Origin of the sequence: Vibrio sp. 10N.261.51.C6, assembly GCF_041471785.1 — a bacterium.
In the GTDB taxonomy this organism is placed as follows: Bacteria; Pseudomonadota; Gammaproteobacteria; order Enterobacterales; family Vibrionaceae; genus Vibrio; species Vibrio crassostreae_C.
Genome location: NZ_JBFRPB010000050.1, coordinates 1 through 16638, shown reverse-complemented (window position 1 = coordinate 16638; position 16638 = coordinate 1). Strand labels below are relative to the sequence as shown.

The window sequence follows — 16638 nt, the reverse complement described above, 5'->3', positions numbered from 1 at the left end:
TATCCTTAATTTTATTGAAACAATTTCGTGAACCAATCTCTAATTTCTATTAATATTAGTTTTGTTATAAAGGCAGGATATGCCGATACAAGAGCATTTACGGCAAAGGAAAGTCACGGTTGTTGTTAGCAAATAAAAGTTATACCCCTGAAGTAGTTGAGATCTCAAGGAAGGTCTCAATCAATGTTGAAGCTCGCTTTAATCGATGGTTAATCTCACCTGAATATAAGCTCGCACAATCTACAGTAGACACGTTACTAAGTTTGGAAAATAGGTATTGTGATAGTGTCATATTTGATGAATCTGACCGCATATCTCACAATCAACGTATTTTATTGCGCTGCGAGCAGGATAGAGTCAATGCTCATCGTGAAAAAGTCGACGCGAAGCAACAAACCTTACGATACGTTATCGATGATGTCAGCAATGCCGCTTCTGCGCTAATGCTTGAGAAGCTTCAAGGTACCTTAATAAGTTCGTTGTTTTCAGACTTACCCGATTACAATCAGTTCGCTAGTGTTGCGTATTCGCCATCTTTAAACTTTTCCAAACTCCATGAAATATCCGCGAAAAGTAGGCCATTGAGCTCAAGTTTAATCGAGTTTGTTTCCAATCAAGAGTTTGCAGATAAATATGGAAAGAAATCTAAGGTAATTCTCGATCCAAAAGTTGCAGCACGACAAATAGGAATAGAAAATTGTCGTTTATTGTTCCCATTGTTAATGAGTCAACAGCTGATTAAGTGGAATGATGGCAACATTAAACACATCACACCTAAGGTTTGGCAACACTTGGTCGTGACGTCAAATGCGACTCGAATTCGACTTCAAGAAACGTCGGTTAAAGATCCTAACGTAGGCATTTTACTTGGTGTGTTGAGAGTTCTGCCTTTGTTTTTAATTTGTAACCACTTTTCTTCAACGTTTGAAGACGCATTGGTAAAAACGATGCTTGGTTATCGTGAAGCAAGTGACAAGCATGACGAATATTATGCTTGTACAGAGGTGATGCCAAACACACAGTTTCTTGAATCAATGGTCGAGCAGCTAGAGCTTAAGCTACTAAAAAACCTCGTTGAATTTATAGATTGGAGCCCTGGAAATCAGTTCATCAAGAGGGCACTTCTAGAGGAAGTGAATGACATTCCAGTACTTGAGCGAACGGTTTATGGTGCAGCTTTGGCTCAAGGTAGAAAATATTCTGTTTTCGAGGCGTTAGATAATAGTGAACTATTTAACGTTAAGCACCGACCTTATTGGTTTTCAACTGTTCAAATGTCTATCGCGACGATTGAGCAGATGCAAGATAAAGGATTGGGAAAGCTTACGGTGAACATGTAATAAAAAGAGAGAGTCTCATTAATGTCGCTCTCTTTTTTTGTTGCGCTGTAACGTTATGTGAATGTCTTGTTTTGGCGCTAAACAGTAGGATTACACTCTACTTAACTGACCACTTCGAAGGTAAACGACTCTTGTTTTGCTATTGCGTGTTTAACAGGGATACCAAGGCGCTGGCAAGTCATCAGAACTTTCAATTTCCTGTCGGCAGGAGCGTGCTCTGACAGAATCACCGAGCTTAGGCACTCTCTATTAAGGTAGAGTTTATTTCCGATCATCTCGTCATCAGGTAATACCCAGCGGTATTCCTTTTCATAACGCCAATTAGAATGCTTAATTTTGAATATCTCAGCTCCCAGTCTTGATGTTTGTAAACCTCTTAGCGATGCCGGGCGGAACATATTCGGTTCGTCTTCATACTGGACTTCAAAACAGTTGAGATTGGCCTCGCCGTTATAGCAGTTGAGATCATACTCGATACACATGCCTTTAAAGTTGTCACCATACTGCGACCATAGTATTGGGTGGTCGTTCGACTGAGAGAAACACATGATCTTAAAGTTTTGTTGAAGCTCTTTGTTGAATGCGTGGTTAGATTCAAAAGGGTTATTAAAAGTTTTAGCGTAATCAAACCACAACGAACACTCGGAAATAGATTGTATGTTTCTGTCGTGGAGCGATCTGAACTTATAAAGTTTAGGCAACATATCAAACACCTAGTTTACAAAATTGCCTGATGTTAACACTTTAATTTACTTTTAAGGATTGAATGCATAGCATTTGATTGCTTAATCACCAAATTTATTCGTATAACTGTTTGATAGATAAAAATTTAAACACGAAATAGTAGCCTATTAAAGTGGTTTATTTTGCGCTAGGGCAAAGCTTTCAAGTTGTAACTTTTTACAGAAGATACAACGTAACTTTATTTATGGTTGAATTGTCTTGTCAAAGTAGAGGTCGAGTAGGGAAATAGGTGATCAAAATTAAAGCCGAGCTTTAAAAGGACGGCTTTAGTAGTATTGAGCCTACGAGTGAATCAAGTTTAGAAGTGGTACCTTGCACCTAGGTAAGCGGTTTGAGGTGACACATCGATGGATTCAATTTCAACGTTTGCATAGCGGTAACCAATATGGATATCGATGTTGTCTGTTACCATCGCACCAAGCTCAGCACCAACTTGGTAGGCTGCTTCAGACTTAGAGTCTGATACTCCAAAAGCTTTCGCTTCCATATCCATAGAGCCAACACCGGCTAATAAAGATACATACAGATCTAATACGTCACCTTCAACAATAAACTTTGGTTTAATGTTTACGAAGAAAGCATGGCCTTCAATATCCATTAAGTCGTTATAGCTAACTTTTCCGATTTTTCGGTACTCGGCTTCTAGCCCCAGTTTGACGACATCATGTGTATTGAATTCGTAGCCTACAACCAAGTTATAGCTAAAGTCTGATAGATCAGATGAATCTTCAATGGCGCTGCCACGATATTCTAATTCAGTTTCATTATAAAAGCCGATATCAACACCAGCATAAAAATGACCATGCTCTCTAGGTGAGTTTTCGTTTTCACTAGCAAGCGCCTGCGAGCTGATGCCAAAAAAAGCGGTGAATAGCGATAGGGCGATTGTACTGATTTTCATGTAAAGCCTTCTAAGATAATAAGTTATTCTGTTCCAGAATATGTTAACAAACAAAAGATACTCTAACTAATTGAGAGCTAGCCTAAAGATCTGATTTTAAAGACTTGTTGGTAATAGAAGTGTCATTATCGCAGTTATGAGACAAGTTAATATAGTCCAGACAGAGGTTAATAGAATTTATGTTGCACTGTAACTTACGATTAGCCAAGTCGTTTATAGAAGTTCGTTTTGGATGGCAACGCAGTTTGGTAACAATGACCGTTGGGCATCAGAAAATTCAAAGTTAGTGGTTTGAAAAACGAGCACGGATGTTACTGATGACGTTGATAGTTGATTCAATTTGGTGAAGAACAAGCCAACATAGGTAAACAAGACTAGATGATTCGGGAGTTCGCTTGGTCTTTTGGGACCGTTAAATCTAGCGAACAAGAGTAACCAAGTCTTTTCAGTTTATTGGTAGTACGGACAATAGACCGAGAGTTAGTGGAAGCGTTAATCATCTAGGTTCTTTTGGTAAGCAAAATCAGGGTAATAGCTTTTAACACTCAACCAGCAGAGACTCTGGACTAACTTTGGAGAGGCATCCGTAATTAGAAGTCTTAATTAAGTTTGAGCAGACATGTGATAAAGCCATCACGATTTAATCCAATTAACGCGGAGTCAAAGCCAGCCAGTAATTAAATAGATAGATTCATGCGGCGCTGTACGTAAAATTACGCGAGTAACAGGCCCTGAAACCTCTCAGATTTCAATCTCCTTTTTGGTGCGTATTATGTATATTATGTTAAATGGTGTTTGGTATTTATAAGGCAGGTATCTTTGTGCGATGCCCTGCCTCTTGTTTATCTACCAAATCGACGTTCTATTTAACAGTAAGGCTATTTACCATAAAATACCTAATAAACATATTTCCTAATCTTCGATTAAGAATACGTTTATTAGACTTCAAGCATTAATCGATCAATTGCTTCTGTGATCTCTTTAGTTCTTACTGGCTTGGTCACGAAATCATTCATGCCGACATCTAAGCACGAACATTTGTCTTCTACTGATGTGTGTGCTGTTAGCGCAACGATTGGTGTTTTGATGTTTGCGTCTCTCATGTATTTGGTTGTGGTTAATCCATCCATGACCGGCATCGACACATCCATTAAGATAATGTCTATTGATTCGTTGCCTCTTTCAATAAAGCCAATCGCTTCTTCACCATTACTTGCGATGAAAACCTCGTGGCCTTGTCTTGTAAGGATTAACTTTATCACCATTTGATTCGTTGGATTGTCTTCGACAACTAACACTGAATAACGGCTTCTTAACTCTCGTGAAGATTCGTCTTCTTTGTTAGCCAGATTATTCGTAACTCTAGTAAGCACTGGCAACTGTACTTCGAATTTGGAGCCTTTTCCAGGCTCACTCTTTACCGATATGCGCCCGCGCATCAGTTCAACCAGTCTTTTAGTGATGGCCAAGCCTAAACCTGTGCCACCAAATCTACGTGTGATTGTGCTATCAGCTTGCACAAATGGACTGAACAGCGACGAAAGTTGTTGCGAGCTAATGCCAATCCCTGTGTCTTCCACCGTTAAATAGAAAGAGCTCTGCTGGTACTTTATAGAAACATGGACATGCCCACGCTCAGTGAACTTAATCGCGTTACCGATCAAATTAAATAGGATCTGTGCCAAGCGACTTGGGTCGATGTAATGAAGTTCACCTTCAGGGATATCGCTAGTTACTGTTAGCGGCAAACCTTTATCGTCTGCTGTCTTCTTTTGTTCAGATAATACAAAAGTTACAGTGTCTCTTACGTTGCTCCATTGAGGAGCCAACGAGAAACACCCAGATTCAATCTTAGAAAAATCCAATACGTCACTGATAATTGCCAGCAATAGCTCAGATGATGTGCTCATATTAAGCAGTATAGACTGTTGTTCTTCGTTCAATGATGTGGATTTTAGGGCGTCTATTAGGCCAATTATGGCATTTAGCGGTGTTCTTAATTCATGACTCATCATCGCGAGGAATTCAGACTTGGCCTTGTTGGCTCTTTCTGCGTCTTTTCTTGCTGTGACAAGCTCTGCGGTACGTTCTCGAACGGTTGCTTCAAGCTTTTCTTTGTTCTCAATATCGAAAACAGCACGCTCTATCAACGGTCGAAAACGGTTTAGTGTGGCCTTAGTTTCAATACTAAAGTGCTTGGTATTCGAGTGGATAAAGATGATGACGGATTGTGTTAGTCCGCTATCGATACCAGTAATTAGAACAGAGTTGATTTGATCGAGGATAATGGGATGTAAGGAATTGAATTCACCCAGAGACTTGGGTTCAAAAAGGATGGCGCATTCTCCATTGATCACTCGAGATAACTTGCCACAATCACTCCAATTCATCTGTTCGAAGACTTTGTTATTGCTTAGCAGGGTTTTGAAACTGCCTTCGTTCCCTACCCTTGATACCACGATAAAGTCATCAAACTTAATGTATTTTTTGAGCACGAACTCGAGACTGGAGAATATCTCAGATATGTTACTTGCCTTACTGATCGCAGAGATGGTTGATAAGATCACCCTGTTCTCTTCAGCCAGCTTTCGCTCACGGGCTTTTAGTTTTTGCAGTTCAATACGTGCTTCTTGCAGCGCTTCTTGACCTTCAGAACCCATTACTTTTTCAACCTATAAAACGTTGCAGACGATACCATTAAATTCCCGTGTGCATTCTCGCCACCAGAGAGCCTGCCTTGTTCACCAAACGTAAATGGACATATGTATGGGAGTCCATTAAGTGCTTGATTTATTTGGTCACAAACCTCATCCATATCTTGTTTAAGGTTCAACATTGGGCCTGCACAAAAGATATTGATCGCCCCTAGTTTCTCTTCAAGATCCATGTCGTTGTAGTATGAGGAGTGAATGATATTCGCGGCGCGGCTAATCAACTGCTGCTTAGACCCTTGCATCAGGTAGATGGTGTCGCCTTCACTGATGTCTGTGAACAGCTCAATCCCATTACACTCCGTCTCTCTGATCGAATGAGACAATTTGAAATACGGGTAATCGTAAGAAGAGCCGACTTTCCTGCCTAATGGGTAGACTGACGACTTTTCGAATATGTAGCCATCATCACTGCCATCTAAGTGGAAATTAGTCCATTCGTTGTAAACGGTGACGGCTGGCCTGTGGTCTATCTCCAACAAAATTCGGTTTCTTACTTTGGTCACGGTGCCTGAATACCGCGTAGGCGTATGACCCGCGCTGAAAGAGGAATAGATGGACTGAGACGCAAACACTACCGTTAAAGACACACCATTTATAGACAGCGACTCTTCGGTGAAGATACTCCAATTTCCGGAAACCTGGTTGTCTGCAGCACTGCCACCAATAATTGGCACTTCAGTACCAAATTTCTTATCGATAGCCGCCATCACCTTTTCTTCGTTACCCGGTGTGGAATGCAGCAAGATAAGATCAGGAATTTCACCTTCTCGGTTGGCGTTCTTGAGTGCTTTGTCTATCGCGCTGAAGGTACTGCGGTCTATGGAGTCGCTGAAATGTTCGATTCCCGTACCATAGGCGTTGATCCCCGAGTCATAAATAATGAGGACGCCAATGACTGGACCAGAATGAAAACCAGTTTCGGTCATAATGCCGTGACAAGTAGTACAGCCATGTATGGGAGTGTTCGGGAGAGCATCTACGAAATATCTCTGCACAGCGAGTGTCGAATACTCTTCTGTGCAGTAGCAAATAAGACAAGCAATATCGTCAGGGTTTTCCACCCCGCTGAGCAACTCATCTACTGCGATTTTATCGTCTAGGGAGTAAGAGACTTTTGATAGAAATTTCATAGATTCTGGGTAACTTTATTAATGCTCTCTTTATAACACTTTAATGCATTGTGTTTCACTGATTTGGTACATGTTTCTATCAAAAGAACCGAGGTGTGCCCCAGTTTCTCTCTGTTACTCCTTAGAAAGGTTTACAGAAAACGTGCTCACCTGTTGTGGAAATGTAACCGTTATTGAGGAGGTCTTATCACTAGTTTGTAACAGCCAATTTGATGGTCCTTTTTCTTCCAGAATTCCGCTTTCATTATAGCTAATGATAAATTTGCCAGTTTTAGATGTTTCGATCGAATACCCTAGGTTATTGCTTGAAACTGAAACATTATGATTATCAATACCAAATTTACAAGGTTTTGAAACTATACAGTTTACTGTTTCGTTATTATCGTATGTTACTGTTCTCCAAGTAAATGCAGCTATTAAAATAACCAACATGACGATAATTTGAACAAGCCTGCCTTTTGTTAGCTTTTGTGCCGCCATTATAATCTTTACTCCTTGTTACAAAGTTCAAAGTTTTTAAATAAAAATCCAATTCCAGACCAAGCGTAAGGTTACTACTCTGTCATTGATTTGTTAATTCAAGTATAGTGTCGCGTTGAAAATGCCACTTTTTTTTAAAATCAGCAAGTGGAAATAAAGCCCTGAATAGGCTGAATTTCCTTTTCTAATTTGGGTGGCATTACGACGTGAGTCGTGTTGGAAGTAAAGTGTAGTAAATAAGAAATTGGAAGCATGCAAATGAGCCAAGAAAAGCAGCTTGAACAAAACTACAACTATACGGTCGTCCGTCAATTTACCCTAGTTACAATTTTGTGGGGTATTGTCGGTATGGGCGTTGGTGTTTTGATTGCCGCTCAATTAGTTTGGCCACAGCTAAACTTTGATACGCCGTGGTTGACGTACAGTCGTTTACGTCCCCTGCATACTAATGCGGTTATTTTTGCGTTCGGTACAAGTGCGCTGTTTGCAACATCATATTATGTTGTACAACGTACCTGTCAGACGCGTCTCTTTGGTGGCCCTCTCGTAGCCTTTACCTTTTGGGGTTGGCAAGCGATTATCCTGTCCGCTGCAATTACTTTACCGTTAGGTTTAACCTCTGGTAAAGAATACGCAGAACTTGAATGGCCAATCGATATTGCTATTACTCTTGTGTGGGTAGCTTATGCGGTCGTGTTCTTCGGAACCATGATTAAACGTAAGACATCGCACATTTACGTAGCAAACTGGTTCTTCGGAGCCTTCATCATCACGGTTGCCGTGTTGCACATCGTTAACAGCCTAGCTGTTCCTGTCTCCGCGTTTAAATCGTACTCGATTTATTCCGGAGCGATCGATGCAATGGTGCAATGGTGGTACGGACACAATGCGGTAGGCTTCCTATTGACAGCTGGTTTCCTAGGTATGATGTACTACTTCGTTCCTAAACAAGCTGGTCGCCCTGTTTACTCTTACCGTTTGTCGATTGTTCACTTCTGGGCTCTCGTGTCTCTGTATATCTGGGCTGGTCCTCACCACCTACACTACACTGCACTTCCTGACTGGACTCAATCTCTAGGTATGGTTATGTCTTTGGTTCTGTTTGCTCCATCTTGGGGTGGCATGATCAACGGTATTATGACTCTATCTGGTGCGTGGCATAAGCTTCGCTACGACCCAATCCTACGTTTCCTAATCGTTTCTCTATCATTCTACGGCATGTCGACTTTCGAAGGCCCAATGATGGCAATCAAAACGGTTAACGCACTATCTCACTACACGGACTGGACTATCGGTCACGTTCACTCTGGTGCGTTAGGTTGGGTTGCAATGGTTTCTATCGGTTCGGTTTACCACTTAGTTCCTAAACTATTTGGTCAAGAGCGTATGTACTCTGTATCCCTAATCAATGTTCACTTCTGGTTAGCAACGATTGGTACGGTTTTCTACATTGTAGCAATGTGGATCTCTGGCGTGATGCAAGGTCTGATGTGGCGTGCAGTTAACTCTGACGGTACATTAACTTACAGCTTCGTTGAATCTGTAGAAGCGTCTTACCCGTTCTACTTTGTACGTTTCTTAGGTGGTTTCATCTTCCTATCTGGTATGTTCTTAATGGCATACAACACGTACAAAACTGTTTCTGCACCTAAAGATAGCCTTAAAGCTATCCCTCAACCGGCTTAAGGAGATTTAGAATGAGCTCAAATTCAAATAATCGCCATGAGTTGGTAGAGAAGAATGTTGGCCTACTAGCGATTCTTATCGTTATTGCTATCAGTTTTGGTGCTTTAGTAGAAATTACCCCACTTATTTTCCAAAAGCAGACTACTGAACCTGTAGAAAATCTACGTGTTTACTCTGCTCTGGAAATGGAAGGTCGTGATATCTACATTCGCGAAGGTTGTAACGTATGTCACAGCCAAATGATTCGTCCTTTCCGCTCTGAAACTGAACGTTACGGTCACTACTCTGTAGCTGGCGAAAGCGTTTGGGAACACCCATTCCTATGGGGTTCTAAGCGTACTGGTCCTGATTTAGCGCGTGTTGGTGATCGTTACTCTGATGAGTGGCACCGCGTTCACCTTATCGACCCTCGCGAACTTGTTCCTGAATCAAACATGCCTGGTTTCCCATGGCTTGCTGAGAATGTACTTGATGGCAAATTGACTAAACAGAAGCTTGAAATCTTCCGTAATCAATTTGGTGTTCCTTACACAGACGAACAAATTGCTAACGCTAAACAAGATGTTGAAGGAAAAACAGAGATGGATGCAATCATCGCTTACCTTCAATCGCTTGGCCACGCAATGAAATAAGGAATAATTATGGACATTATTACATTTCAAAGTGTTTGGACTGTTACTGTTTTTGCTTGTTTCATCGGCATCGTTTGGTGGGCTTTCGGTAAAAATCGTAAGTCGCGCTTCGACGAAGATGCAAACCTAGTGTTCGCTGATGAAGCACCTGCGAAAGATAAAAATCAAGGAGTGACGAAGTAATGAGTACATTCTGGAGTATTTGGGTAACAGTAATCACAATCGGTACATTGATTGGCTGTGCAGCCTTACTTCGTTGGTGTTCCAACGATAAAACAGGTGTAGAAGAAGGTCAGGATATGGGCCATGAATACGATGGTATTCGTGAGCTTAATAACCCGCTACCTAAATGGTGGACATACCTTTTCGTTAGCACAATTGTGTTTGCAGCTGTTTATCTAGCTCTATACCCAGGCCTTGGCAACTTTAAAGGTCTACTAGGTTGGACGAGTTCAAACCAAACAGTTCGTAGCGTAGAAGAGTCTCGCTCTGCAATCGCTGCTGCGCAAGCAAACAAACAGTTAGACGCATACGCGAAAGAACTTGATGATGCTGACACCTACTTTGGTGAAGCTTTCAGAAAGCTAGCTCACGACGAAAACGGTCTACGTTCTGTCCCTGACATTGCATCAGATGCCGATGCAATCAAAGTGGGCCAACGTTTGTTCCTACAAAACTGTTCTCAGTGTCACGGCTCTGATGCACGTGGTCAGAAAGGTTTCCCGAACCTAACTGATGACGCATGGCTATATGGTGGTGAACCACAAGCTATCGTTACTACCATCATGCATGGTCGTGTCGGTCAAATGCCAGGTTGGAAAGACGCTCTTGGCGAAGAAGGCGTAAAAGAAGTAGTTAGCTACACGCTTAGCCTTTCTGGTCGTAGCGTAAACGCACGTGAAGCAGAGGCTGGTAAAGCTCGCTTTGTAGTGTGTGCAGCGTGTCACGGTACTGATGGTAAGGGTAACCCTGCTGTTGGCGCCCCTGACCTGACTGACCGCGACTGGTTATTCGGCGATTCTCGCGCTGATGTGACGGAAACAGTCATGTACGGACGTTCTGGTGTAATGCCGGCTTGGAAGGACATCCTCGGTGAGGATAAGGTTCAGCTCGTCTCTGCCTACGTCTGGAGCCTCAGCAACTCAGATAAAGAGTAACATAATAATAACAGCCCCTTCTTAAGGGGCTGTCTTTCTTTTACAGTTATAACCTTAAGTGTTTGTAAAAAATAGTTTTATTTCATTGTATATATTGAGAATAATAATATGGAACAACCTTGGTATAAGCAGTTTTGGCCGTGGTTTTTGATCTTCCTAACCGTTGGCGTTTCTATGCTAACATTGGTTCGAGTCGCGATACTTACCAACCATTCAGTTAACGTTGTCTCTGAAGATTACTATAAAAAAGGTAAAGGTATTAATGTCGACATTTCGAAAGTAAATGTTGCTAAAGAGCTTGGCTTATCAGCTTCAGTTAGCGAGAAAGGTAACTCAGTTATCATTACTCTCGACAAAGGCAAACTAGACCACTTCCCTGCTATTAGCGCAATGTTCGTGCACCGAACGCTGCCTGACCGTGATTTTACTCAGCTACTGACCGCTGATGCGAGAGGCAACTACACGTTGACTCTGGATCATGAAATGCAAGGTCCATGGTTTATCGAGCTTTCTCCGCATGATTCTGAATGGTTAGTGCAAGGTCGCATGAACTTCCCTATTGATACTCCTACTCAACTAACGAACTAAATCTTATGTGTGAATCCTGTTATCACTGCGGTGAAGATGTACCAGCGGAAACGGATTTTAAAGTAGAAATCTTAGGATCGGTGCGACCTATGTGTTGTCCGGGTTGCGAAACCGTAGCCCAGACAATCGTTGATAGCGGTCTGGTCTCTTACTACCAATATCGTACCGCTCCAGCTGAAAAAGCGGATCTCGTGCCAGAGCAACTTCTGGCACTCAGTCATTACGACAACGAAGATGTTCAATTGGAGTTCGTCCGTAACTCTGAAAACACCTCTGAAGTGACATTGTCACTAGAAGGTGTCTCTTGTGCTGCTTGTGCTTGGCTTATTGAAAAGCAAGTCTCTTCAAAGTTAGGGGTTGTTAGTATTCGTGTTAATACCACGACTAACCGCGCCCTGCTCAGTTGGGACAACACTCAGACGAAACTGAGCGAGCTGTTGTCTGCAATCCATACCTTAGGCTACAAAGCCGCACCTTTTGAGGCTGATCAACAAGAAGCCGCCTATCATCGATCGATGAAGAATTATCTCTATCGTCTTGGTATTGCTGGTTTAGCAACCATGCAGGTCATGATGCTGGCTGTGGCGTTGTATCTTGAAGTCTTCGGTAACCTTGAGCCCGAATTCAAAAGCTACTTCCGTTGGGTGAGCTTAATCTTTGCAACACCGGTTCTGCTCTACTCTGCATTGCCTTTCTATATCAACGCGTGGCGTAGCCTCAAAGGTCGAACATTGGGTATGGATGTACCTGTGTCGATCGCTCTTTTGTTTGCCTACGTTGCAAGTTTGGTCGCAACGGTGACAGAGAAAGGTGAAGTATTCTTCGAATCTATCTCGATGTTTACCTTCTTCCTACTGCTTGGTCGTTTCCTTGAAATGCGCGCTCGTCGTAAAGCCGCCGCTGCTAGTGGTAACCTGCTTAAGCTCGTTCCTGCTATGGCAACAACGTTAGATGGCGAACAAGTTCCAGTCAAAACCTTAAAAGTTGGCGACCAAATTCGCGTTCTACCGGGTGAGCACATTCCTGCCGATGGCAAAGTATTGTCTGGCAGAGTTCATATCGATGAATCGATGCTGACTGGCGAATCTATCCATGTGGTCAAAAACGAAGGCGATACCGTCTTTGCTGGTACATTGAATGGTGATGAATCATTTGAATTGGAAGTAATGACGTCAAAAGCGGATTCGGTTATTTCCAATATCGTTCGCCTGCAAGACGAAGCGCAATTGTCTAAACCCCGCATTGCAGAAATTGCTGATGTTGTGGCTCGATACTTTGTTGCGGTGATCTTAATCATCTCATTCGGTACTTGGTTTTACTGGCACCAAACACGACCAGAAGACGCTTTCTGGATCATGCTTTCGGTATTGGTAGCAACGTGTCCTTGTGCTCTGTCACTGGCAACACCGACGGCGATTACTTGTTCAACGTCTCGCATGGGTAACTTCGGTATTTTGCTGCGCAAAGGCCACGTATTCGAAACCTTGTGCAAAGTGAATCACTTGATCATCGATAAAACAGGTACATTGACTGAGGGTGATATTCGTATCAGCCAAGTTGAAACCTTCGCTGAACTTGATAAAGACACTTGTCTCAAAGTAGCGGCGAGCCTGGAACAACACGCTAACCACCCTATCGCTAAAGCGTTCAAGACTCATCTTTCTGATGAGATCGAAGTAGAGTCAGTTAATAACGTGATTGGTTCAGGTATCACTGGTGAGTGGAATGGCCAAGAAGTTGCGATTGGTAGTAGTGAATTCATTCTAGGTGAAGCTCAACCATCGGAAAGCAACGGCATTTACTTGTCGATGGCGGGTCGTCATATCGCTACATTTACTTATGAAGATCCAATCCGTAAAGAAAGCATCGAGTTTATTAAGCAATTTAAAGAAGCGGGCATCAAAACAACTCTGCTTACTGGCGATTCTTTGATTAACGCGAAGCCTGTTGCTGAAGAGATTGGTATTACTGATATTGTTGCTAACGCAAAACCTGAAGATAAACTTGCTTACCTGAACTCTCGAGATGCAAGTGACATTACCATGATGGTTGGCGATGGCATTAACGATGCCCCTATTCTTGCAGGTGCCCACCTTTCTGTCGCTATGGGCGGCGGTACAGACGTGGCGAAAGCTTCTGCGGATATGGTGTTACTGGGTGATAAGCTCGATAGATTACTTAAGTCGCGTACTTTGGCGTTAAAAACACGTAAGATAATTCGTGAAAACCTAGCTTGGTCATTAGGATATAACTTACTTATCCTTCCATTGGCTGTCGCGGGTTTGGTTGCTCCATACATTGCCGTTGTGGGCATGTCTGCCAGCTCTATTATTGTTGTGTCTAACTCGTTAAGGCTTTTAAAAGAGCAAGGTAAATAATGGAAAGTTTATACATCCTGATCCCCATTGCGATTGTACTGGTGTGCATCGCTGTTGGTATTTTTCTATGGGCGGTGAAGAGCGAACAGTTTGAAGACCTAGAACGTCAAGGTCACAATATACTGTTTGATGAAGACGAAAAGGCTCACAACCATTCTGATAGTAAACCTGTCAAGAATGAGAAAGCTAACAGCGAAAGCCAAACTAACGTAGACAAAAAGAACGATGACGCCTGATTGGATCGGAGCCTTTGTTGTTGGATTGATCGGCGCAGGCCATTGCATGGGAATGTGTGGTGGTATTGCGTCGCTTCTTTCGATTGGCAACAGTAAACCTTCCCCTGTTATTCCCCTACTTTATAACCTAGGGCGCTTGCTAAGTTATGCCGTGATTGGTGGTGTGATTGGCGGTGCAATCTCTTCGATAGGTCAGCTAAGCGATTTTAACGCTCTGCTAGGTTGGCTGCGATTATTTGCAGCTGGCTTTATGATCGTCTTAGGTTTGTATATCGGTAAATGGTGGTTCGGCTTGTTGTTCTTTGAAAAAGTCGGGCAGAAACTATGGCGCTATATCTCTCCTTTAGGTAAATCATTTCTACCCTTGAAGCACCCTAGCCATGCTTTGCCGTTTGGCTTTATTTGGGGTTGGCTACCATGTGGCTTAGTTTACTCAATGCTTACGTGGGCGGCTGTATCAGGAAGTTGGTACAACGGTGCCGGTATCATGCTTGCTTTCGGTTTAGGTACGCTTCCAGCAATGCTCACAGTAGGCATGGGCGCTAATTTCCTCAAAAAACTGCCACAAGCTGACTTATTTCGCCAATTAGGCGCAATTTTAATCCTCCTTTACGGTTTCTATACCGGATATATGGCATTGCAGCTCATTATTTATACCGTATAGGTAACCTTTAAATCCGGTTTTTTTACTACCCAACTGGATAAAGGAATGCTAAAATATTGACGTATATCAAATAGTGAAAGATTGTTATGATTTCTGAAAAGCCTGTGACGAAACGTGTTCAGTCTGGTGGCTGTGCGATCCATTGCCAGGATTGTAGTATTAGCCAGCTCTGTATTCCGTTTACTTTGAATGAATCTGAACTCGATCAACTTGATCAGATCATTGAGAGAAAAAAGCCTATTCAAAAAGGCCAAGAGTTATTTAAAGCCGGTGACGAGCTTAAATCTCTATATGCTATTCGCTCTGGAACGATCAAGAGCTACACGATTACCGAGCAAGGTGATGAGCAGATTACTGCATTCCACCTAGCGGGCGATCTTGTTGGCTTCGATGCGATTACTGGTGACCAACACCCTAGTTTCGCACAAGCGCTAGAAACTTCTATGGTATGTGAAATCCCATATGAGATTCTTGATGACCTATCAGGAAAAATGCCTAAATTGCGTCAGCAAATTATGCGCCTGATGAGTAACGAGATTAAAGGTGACCAAGAAATGATTCTGCTTCTTTCTAAGAAGAACGCGGAAGAGCGCCTTGCTGCATTCCTTTACAACCTTTCTACTCGTTTCTCTCAACGTGGCTTCAGCCCGCGTGAGTTCCGCCTAACGATGACTCGTGGTGATATTGGTAACTACCTTGGTTTGACTGTTGAAACAATCAGCCGTCTTCTAGGTCGTTTCCAAAAAGCAGACATCTTGAGCGTTAAAGGCAAATATATCACTATCGAAGATCACGATGCGTTGATGGAACTTGCTGGCGTTTCAAAAGAATAGTCTAGATATCAATGATGTAGTTCAATAATGAGCTACATCATGTTTCTCTCTTAAAACCTCTTATATTTCTCTTAATCTCTCCATAACTACGCTACATTATTTATATGTTCGGTCTGAAAAGTAGGCTTAGTTATGAGTATCTATAACAAAATTTTAGTTGTCGCAGACATTAATCACGATGAGCAACCTGCTCTAGTTCGTGCTATCCAACTTGCTAAGAAAAGCACCTCAACAAGCCACATCACTTTCTTTTTGTCGATATACGACTTCTCGTATGAAATGACATCTATGCTCTCTATCGATGAAAGAGACGCAATGCGCAAAGGCGTAATTCACCAACGCGAAATTTGGATGAATAAAGTCGCAGAACCTTACCTAGATGATTCTATTGAATTTAATGTACAAGTGGTTTGGCATAACCGCCCGTACGAAGCGATCATTGCTGAGGTTTACAGCGGCGAGCACGACATCTTAATCAAAGGTACGCGTAAACACGATACTTTGGAATCTGTCATCTTCACTCCAACCGATTGGCATCTGTTGAGAAAGTGCCCTAGCCCAGTGCTATTGGTTAAAAACGATTTCTGGCCAGATCACGCGAAGATTTTTGCTTCAGTTCATGTAGGTTCTGAAACAGAAGCTCATTTAGAGCTTAACGATACGATGGTCGACAGATTGCTAGAGATCACCGGTCGTTTGGATGCGGAACCGTTCTTGGTGAATGCCTACCCTGTGACACCTGCGAATATTACCATTGAACTGCCAGAGTTTGATCCAACGTCTTATACCGATGCGGTTCGTGGCCATCACTTAACGGCAATGAAAGCATTGCGCCAGAAGCACGGTATGTGTGAAGAACAAACTGTGGTTGAACAAGGCTTGCCAGAAGATGTTATTCCTCGCGTCGCTTCTGAAAATAACGCTGCGATGGTGATTCTGGGTACAACGGGTCGTACTGGCTTGTCTGCCGTGTTTATTGGTAATACCGCGGAACATGTTATCGATAAGATTAACTGTGATGTGTTGGCTCTTAAACCGTCTGGTTACGTGAGCCCATTAGACCCTAACCTTTCGAAAGGTTAAGTCATAGAAAAGTTTAACTTATAAAAAAACGCCTCAAGCATTGCTTGAGGCGTTTTTGTTGTGCGCCGAGCA

The 16638-nt window shown here is 42.5% G+C and carries 16 protein-coding genes; 11 read left to right on the top strand and 5 right to left on the bottom strand.

Annotation, left to right across the window (positions count from 1 at the left end; translation table 11 throughout):
* The first annotated feature begins 119 nt into the window (after nt 1–119).
* Nucleotides 120–1340 (top strand): hypothetical protein, encoded by a 1221-nt coding sequence (locus AB4375_RS13435; RefSeq protein ID WP_017066879.1) that lies wholly within the window; start codon nt 120–122, stop codon nt 1338–1340.
* Between the two features lie 101 nt (nt 1341–1441).
* On the opposite strand, the gene AB4375_RS13430 is transcribed toward AB4375_RS13435, so the two are convergent.
* The 5 genes from AB4375_RS13430 to AB4375_RS13410 all read right to left on the bottom strand — a co-directional run bounded on the left by AB4375_RS13430 (nt 1442) and on the right by AB4375_RS13410 (nt 7309).
* Complete coding sequence (locus AB4375_RS13430) at nt 1442–2044, bottom strand: DUF2971 domain-containing protein (protein WP_017059669.1); 603 nt, start codon at nt 2042–2044, stop codon at nt 1442–1444.
* A 338-nt stretch (nt 2045–2382) separates the two neighbouring features.
* Nucleotides 2383–2985, bottom strand: coding sequence for a porin family protein (locus AB4375_RS13425; RefSeq protein WP_372051782.1), 603 nt, complete (start codon nt 2983–2985; stop codon nt 2383–2385).
* A 938-nt stretch (nt 2986–3923) separates the two neighbouring features.
* Entirely contained in the window at nt 3924–5645 is a 1722-nt protein-coding gene (locus AB4375_RS13420; protein ID WP_372051781.1) for an ATP-binding protein, read from the bottom strand.
* Complete coding sequence (locus tag AB4375_RS13415; protein ID WP_017059646.1) at nt 5645–6829, bottom strand: FIST signal transduction protein; 1185 nt, start codon at nt 6827–6829, stop codon at nt 5645–5647. Before AB4375_RS13415 ends, AB4375_RS13420 begins: the two co-directional genes overlap by 1 nt.
* Nucleotides 6830–6943: 114 nt before the next feature.
* Entirely contained in the window at nt 6944–7309 is a 366-nt protein-coding gene (locus AB4375_RS13410; protein WP_017059645.1) for a hypothetical protein, read from the bottom strand.
* Between the two features lie 252 nt (nt 7310–7561).
* Between AB4375_RS13410 and ccoN the strand changes: the two genes are divergently transcribed.
* The 10 genes from ccoN to uspE all read left to right on the top strand — a co-directional run bounded on the left by ccoN (nt 7562) and on the right by uspE (nt 16566).
* The gene (ccoN, locus tag AB4375_RS13405; RefSeq protein WP_009846707.1) at nt 7562–8995 is read left to right on the top strand and encodes a cytochrome-c oxidase, cbb3-type subunit I; all 1434 of its coding nucleotides are present in this window, start codon (nt 7562–7564) and stop codon (nt 8993–8995) included.
* Nucleotides 8996–9006: 11 nt separating this feature from the next.
* Nucleotides 9007–9627, top strand: a complete 621-nt coding sequence (gene ccoO / locus AB4375_RS13400) for a cytochrome-c oxidase, cbb3-type subunit II (RefSeq protein ID WP_017059643.1) — start codon at nt 9007–9009, stop codon at nt 9625–9627.
* Between the two features lie 9 nt (nt 9628–9636).
* Nucleotides 9637–9810: a CcoQ/FixQ family Cbb3-type cytochrome c oxidase assembly chaperone gene (locus AB4375_RS13395; protein WP_004733679.1), complete on the top strand. Its 174-nt coding sequence runs from the start codon at nt 9637–9639 to the stop codon at nt 9808–9810.
* The gene (gene ccoP / locus AB4375_RS13390) at nt 9810–10784 is read left to right on the top strand and encodes a cytochrome-c oxidase, cbb3-type subunit III (protein ID WP_017063857.1); all 975 of its coding nucleotides are present in this window, start codon (nt 9810–9812) and stop codon (nt 10782–10784) included. Before AB4375_RS13395 ends, ccoP begins: the two co-directional genes overlap by 1 nt.
* A 108-nt stretch (nt 10785–10892) precedes the next feature.
* Nucleotides 10893–11372: a FixH family protein gene (locus AB4375_RS13385; RefSeq protein ID WP_372051780.1), complete on the top strand. Its 480-nt coding sequence runs from the start codon at nt 10893–10895 to the stop codon at nt 11370–11372.
* 5 nt (nt 11373–11377) lie between these two features.
* Complete coding sequence (locus tag AB4375_RS13380) at nt 11378–13750, top strand: heavy metal translocating P-type ATPase metal-binding domain-containing protein (protein ID WP_029235846.1); 2373 nt, start codon at nt 11378–11380, stop codon at nt 13748–13750.
* On the top strand, nt 13750–13986 hold the full coding sequence (gene ccoS, locus AB4375_RS13375) for a cbb3-type cytochrome oxidase assembly protein CcoS (protein WP_017059639.1): 237 nt from the start codon (nt 13750–13752) through the stop codon (nt 13984–13986). The genes AB4375_RS13380 and ccoS overlap by 1 nt, the downstream gene beginning before the upstream one ends.
* Nucleotides 13976–14650 (top strand): sulfite exporter TauE/SafE family protein, encoded by a 675-nt coding sequence (locus tag AB4375_RS13370; protein WP_372051778.1) that lies wholly within the window; start codon nt 13976–13978, stop codon nt 14648–14650. The genes ccoS and AB4375_RS13370 overlap by 11 nt, the downstream gene beginning before the upstream one ends.
* A gap of 86 nt (nt 14651–14736) precedes the next feature.
* A complete protein-coding gene (locus tag AB4375_RS13365; protein WP_017059637.1) occupies nt 14737–15483 on the top strand; it encodes an FNR family transcription factor in 747 nt (248 codons plus the stop codon).
* A gap of 132 nt (nt 15484–15615) precedes the next feature.
* The gene (gene uspE, locus AB4375_RS13360; protein ID WP_017070547.1) at nt 15616–16566 is read left to right on the top strand and encodes a universal stress protein UspE; all 951 of its coding nucleotides are present in this window, start codon (nt 15616–15618) and stop codon (nt 16564–16566) included.
* Nucleotides 16567–16638 lie beyond the last annotated feature (72 nt).

Excerpts from the sequence above, each read along its gene's own strand:
- ccoO (WP_017059643.1), top strand. The coding sequence starts at position 9,007 with ATGAGCTCAAATTCAAATAATCGCCATGAGTTGGTAGAGAAGAATGTT.
- uspE (WP_017070547.1), top strand. The coding sequence starts at position 15,616 with ATGAGTATCTATAACAAAATTTTAGTTGTCGCAGACATTAATCACGAT.
- ccoN (WP_009846707.1), top strand. The coding sequence starts at position 7,562 with ATGCAAATGAGCCAAGAAAAGCAGCTTGAACAAAACTACAACTATACG.
- AB4375_RS13415 (WP_017059646.1), bottom strand. The coding sequence starts at position 6,829 with ATGAAATTTCTATCAAAAGTCTCTTACTCCCTAGACGATAAAATCGCA.
- AB4375_RS13365 (WP_017059637.1), top strand. The coding sequence starts at position 14,737 with ATGATTTCTGAAAAGCCTGTGACGAAACGTGTTCAGTCTGGTGGCTGT.
- AB4375_RS13385 (WP_372051780.1), top strand. The coding sequence starts at position 10,893 with ATGGAACAACCTTGGTATAAGCAGTTTTGGCCGTGGTTTTTGATCTTC.
- AB4375_RS13410 (WP_017059645.1), bottom strand. The coding sequence starts at position 7,309 with ATGGCGGCACAAAAGCTAACAAAAGGCAGGCTTGTTCAAATTATCGTC.
- AB4375_RS13430 (WP_017059669.1), bottom strand. The coding sequence starts at position 2,044 with ATGTTGCCTAAACTTTATAAGTTCAGATCGCTCCACGACAGAAACATA.
- AB4375_RS13425 (WP_372051782.1), bottom strand. The coding sequence starts at position 2,985 with ATGAAAATCAGTACAATCGCCCTATCGCTATTCACCGCTTTTTTTGGC.
- ccoS (WP_017059639.1), top strand. The coding sequence starts at position 13,750 with ATGGAAAGTTTATACATCCTGATCCCCATTGCGATTGTACTGGTGTGC.
- ccoP (WP_017063857.1), top strand. The coding sequence starts at position 9,810 with ATGAGTACATTCTGGAGTATTTGGGTAACAGTAATCACAATCGGTACA.
- AB4375_RS13420 (WP_372051781.1), bottom strand. The coding sequence starts at position 5,645 with ATGGGTTCTGAAGGTCAAGAAGCGCTGCAAGAAGCACGTATTGAACTG.
- AB4375_RS13370 (WP_372051778.1), top strand. The coding sequence starts at position 13,976 with ATGACGCCTGATTGGATCGGAGCCTTTGTTGTTGGATTGATCGGCGCA.
- AB4375_RS13380 (WP_029235846.1), top strand. The coding sequence starts at position 11,378 with ATGTGTGAATCCTGTTATCACTGCGGTGAAGATGTACCAGCGGAAACG.
- AB4375_RS13395 (WP_004733679.1), top strand. The coding sequence starts at position 9,637 with ATGGACATTATTACATTTCAAAGTGTTTGGACTGTTACTGTTTTTGCT.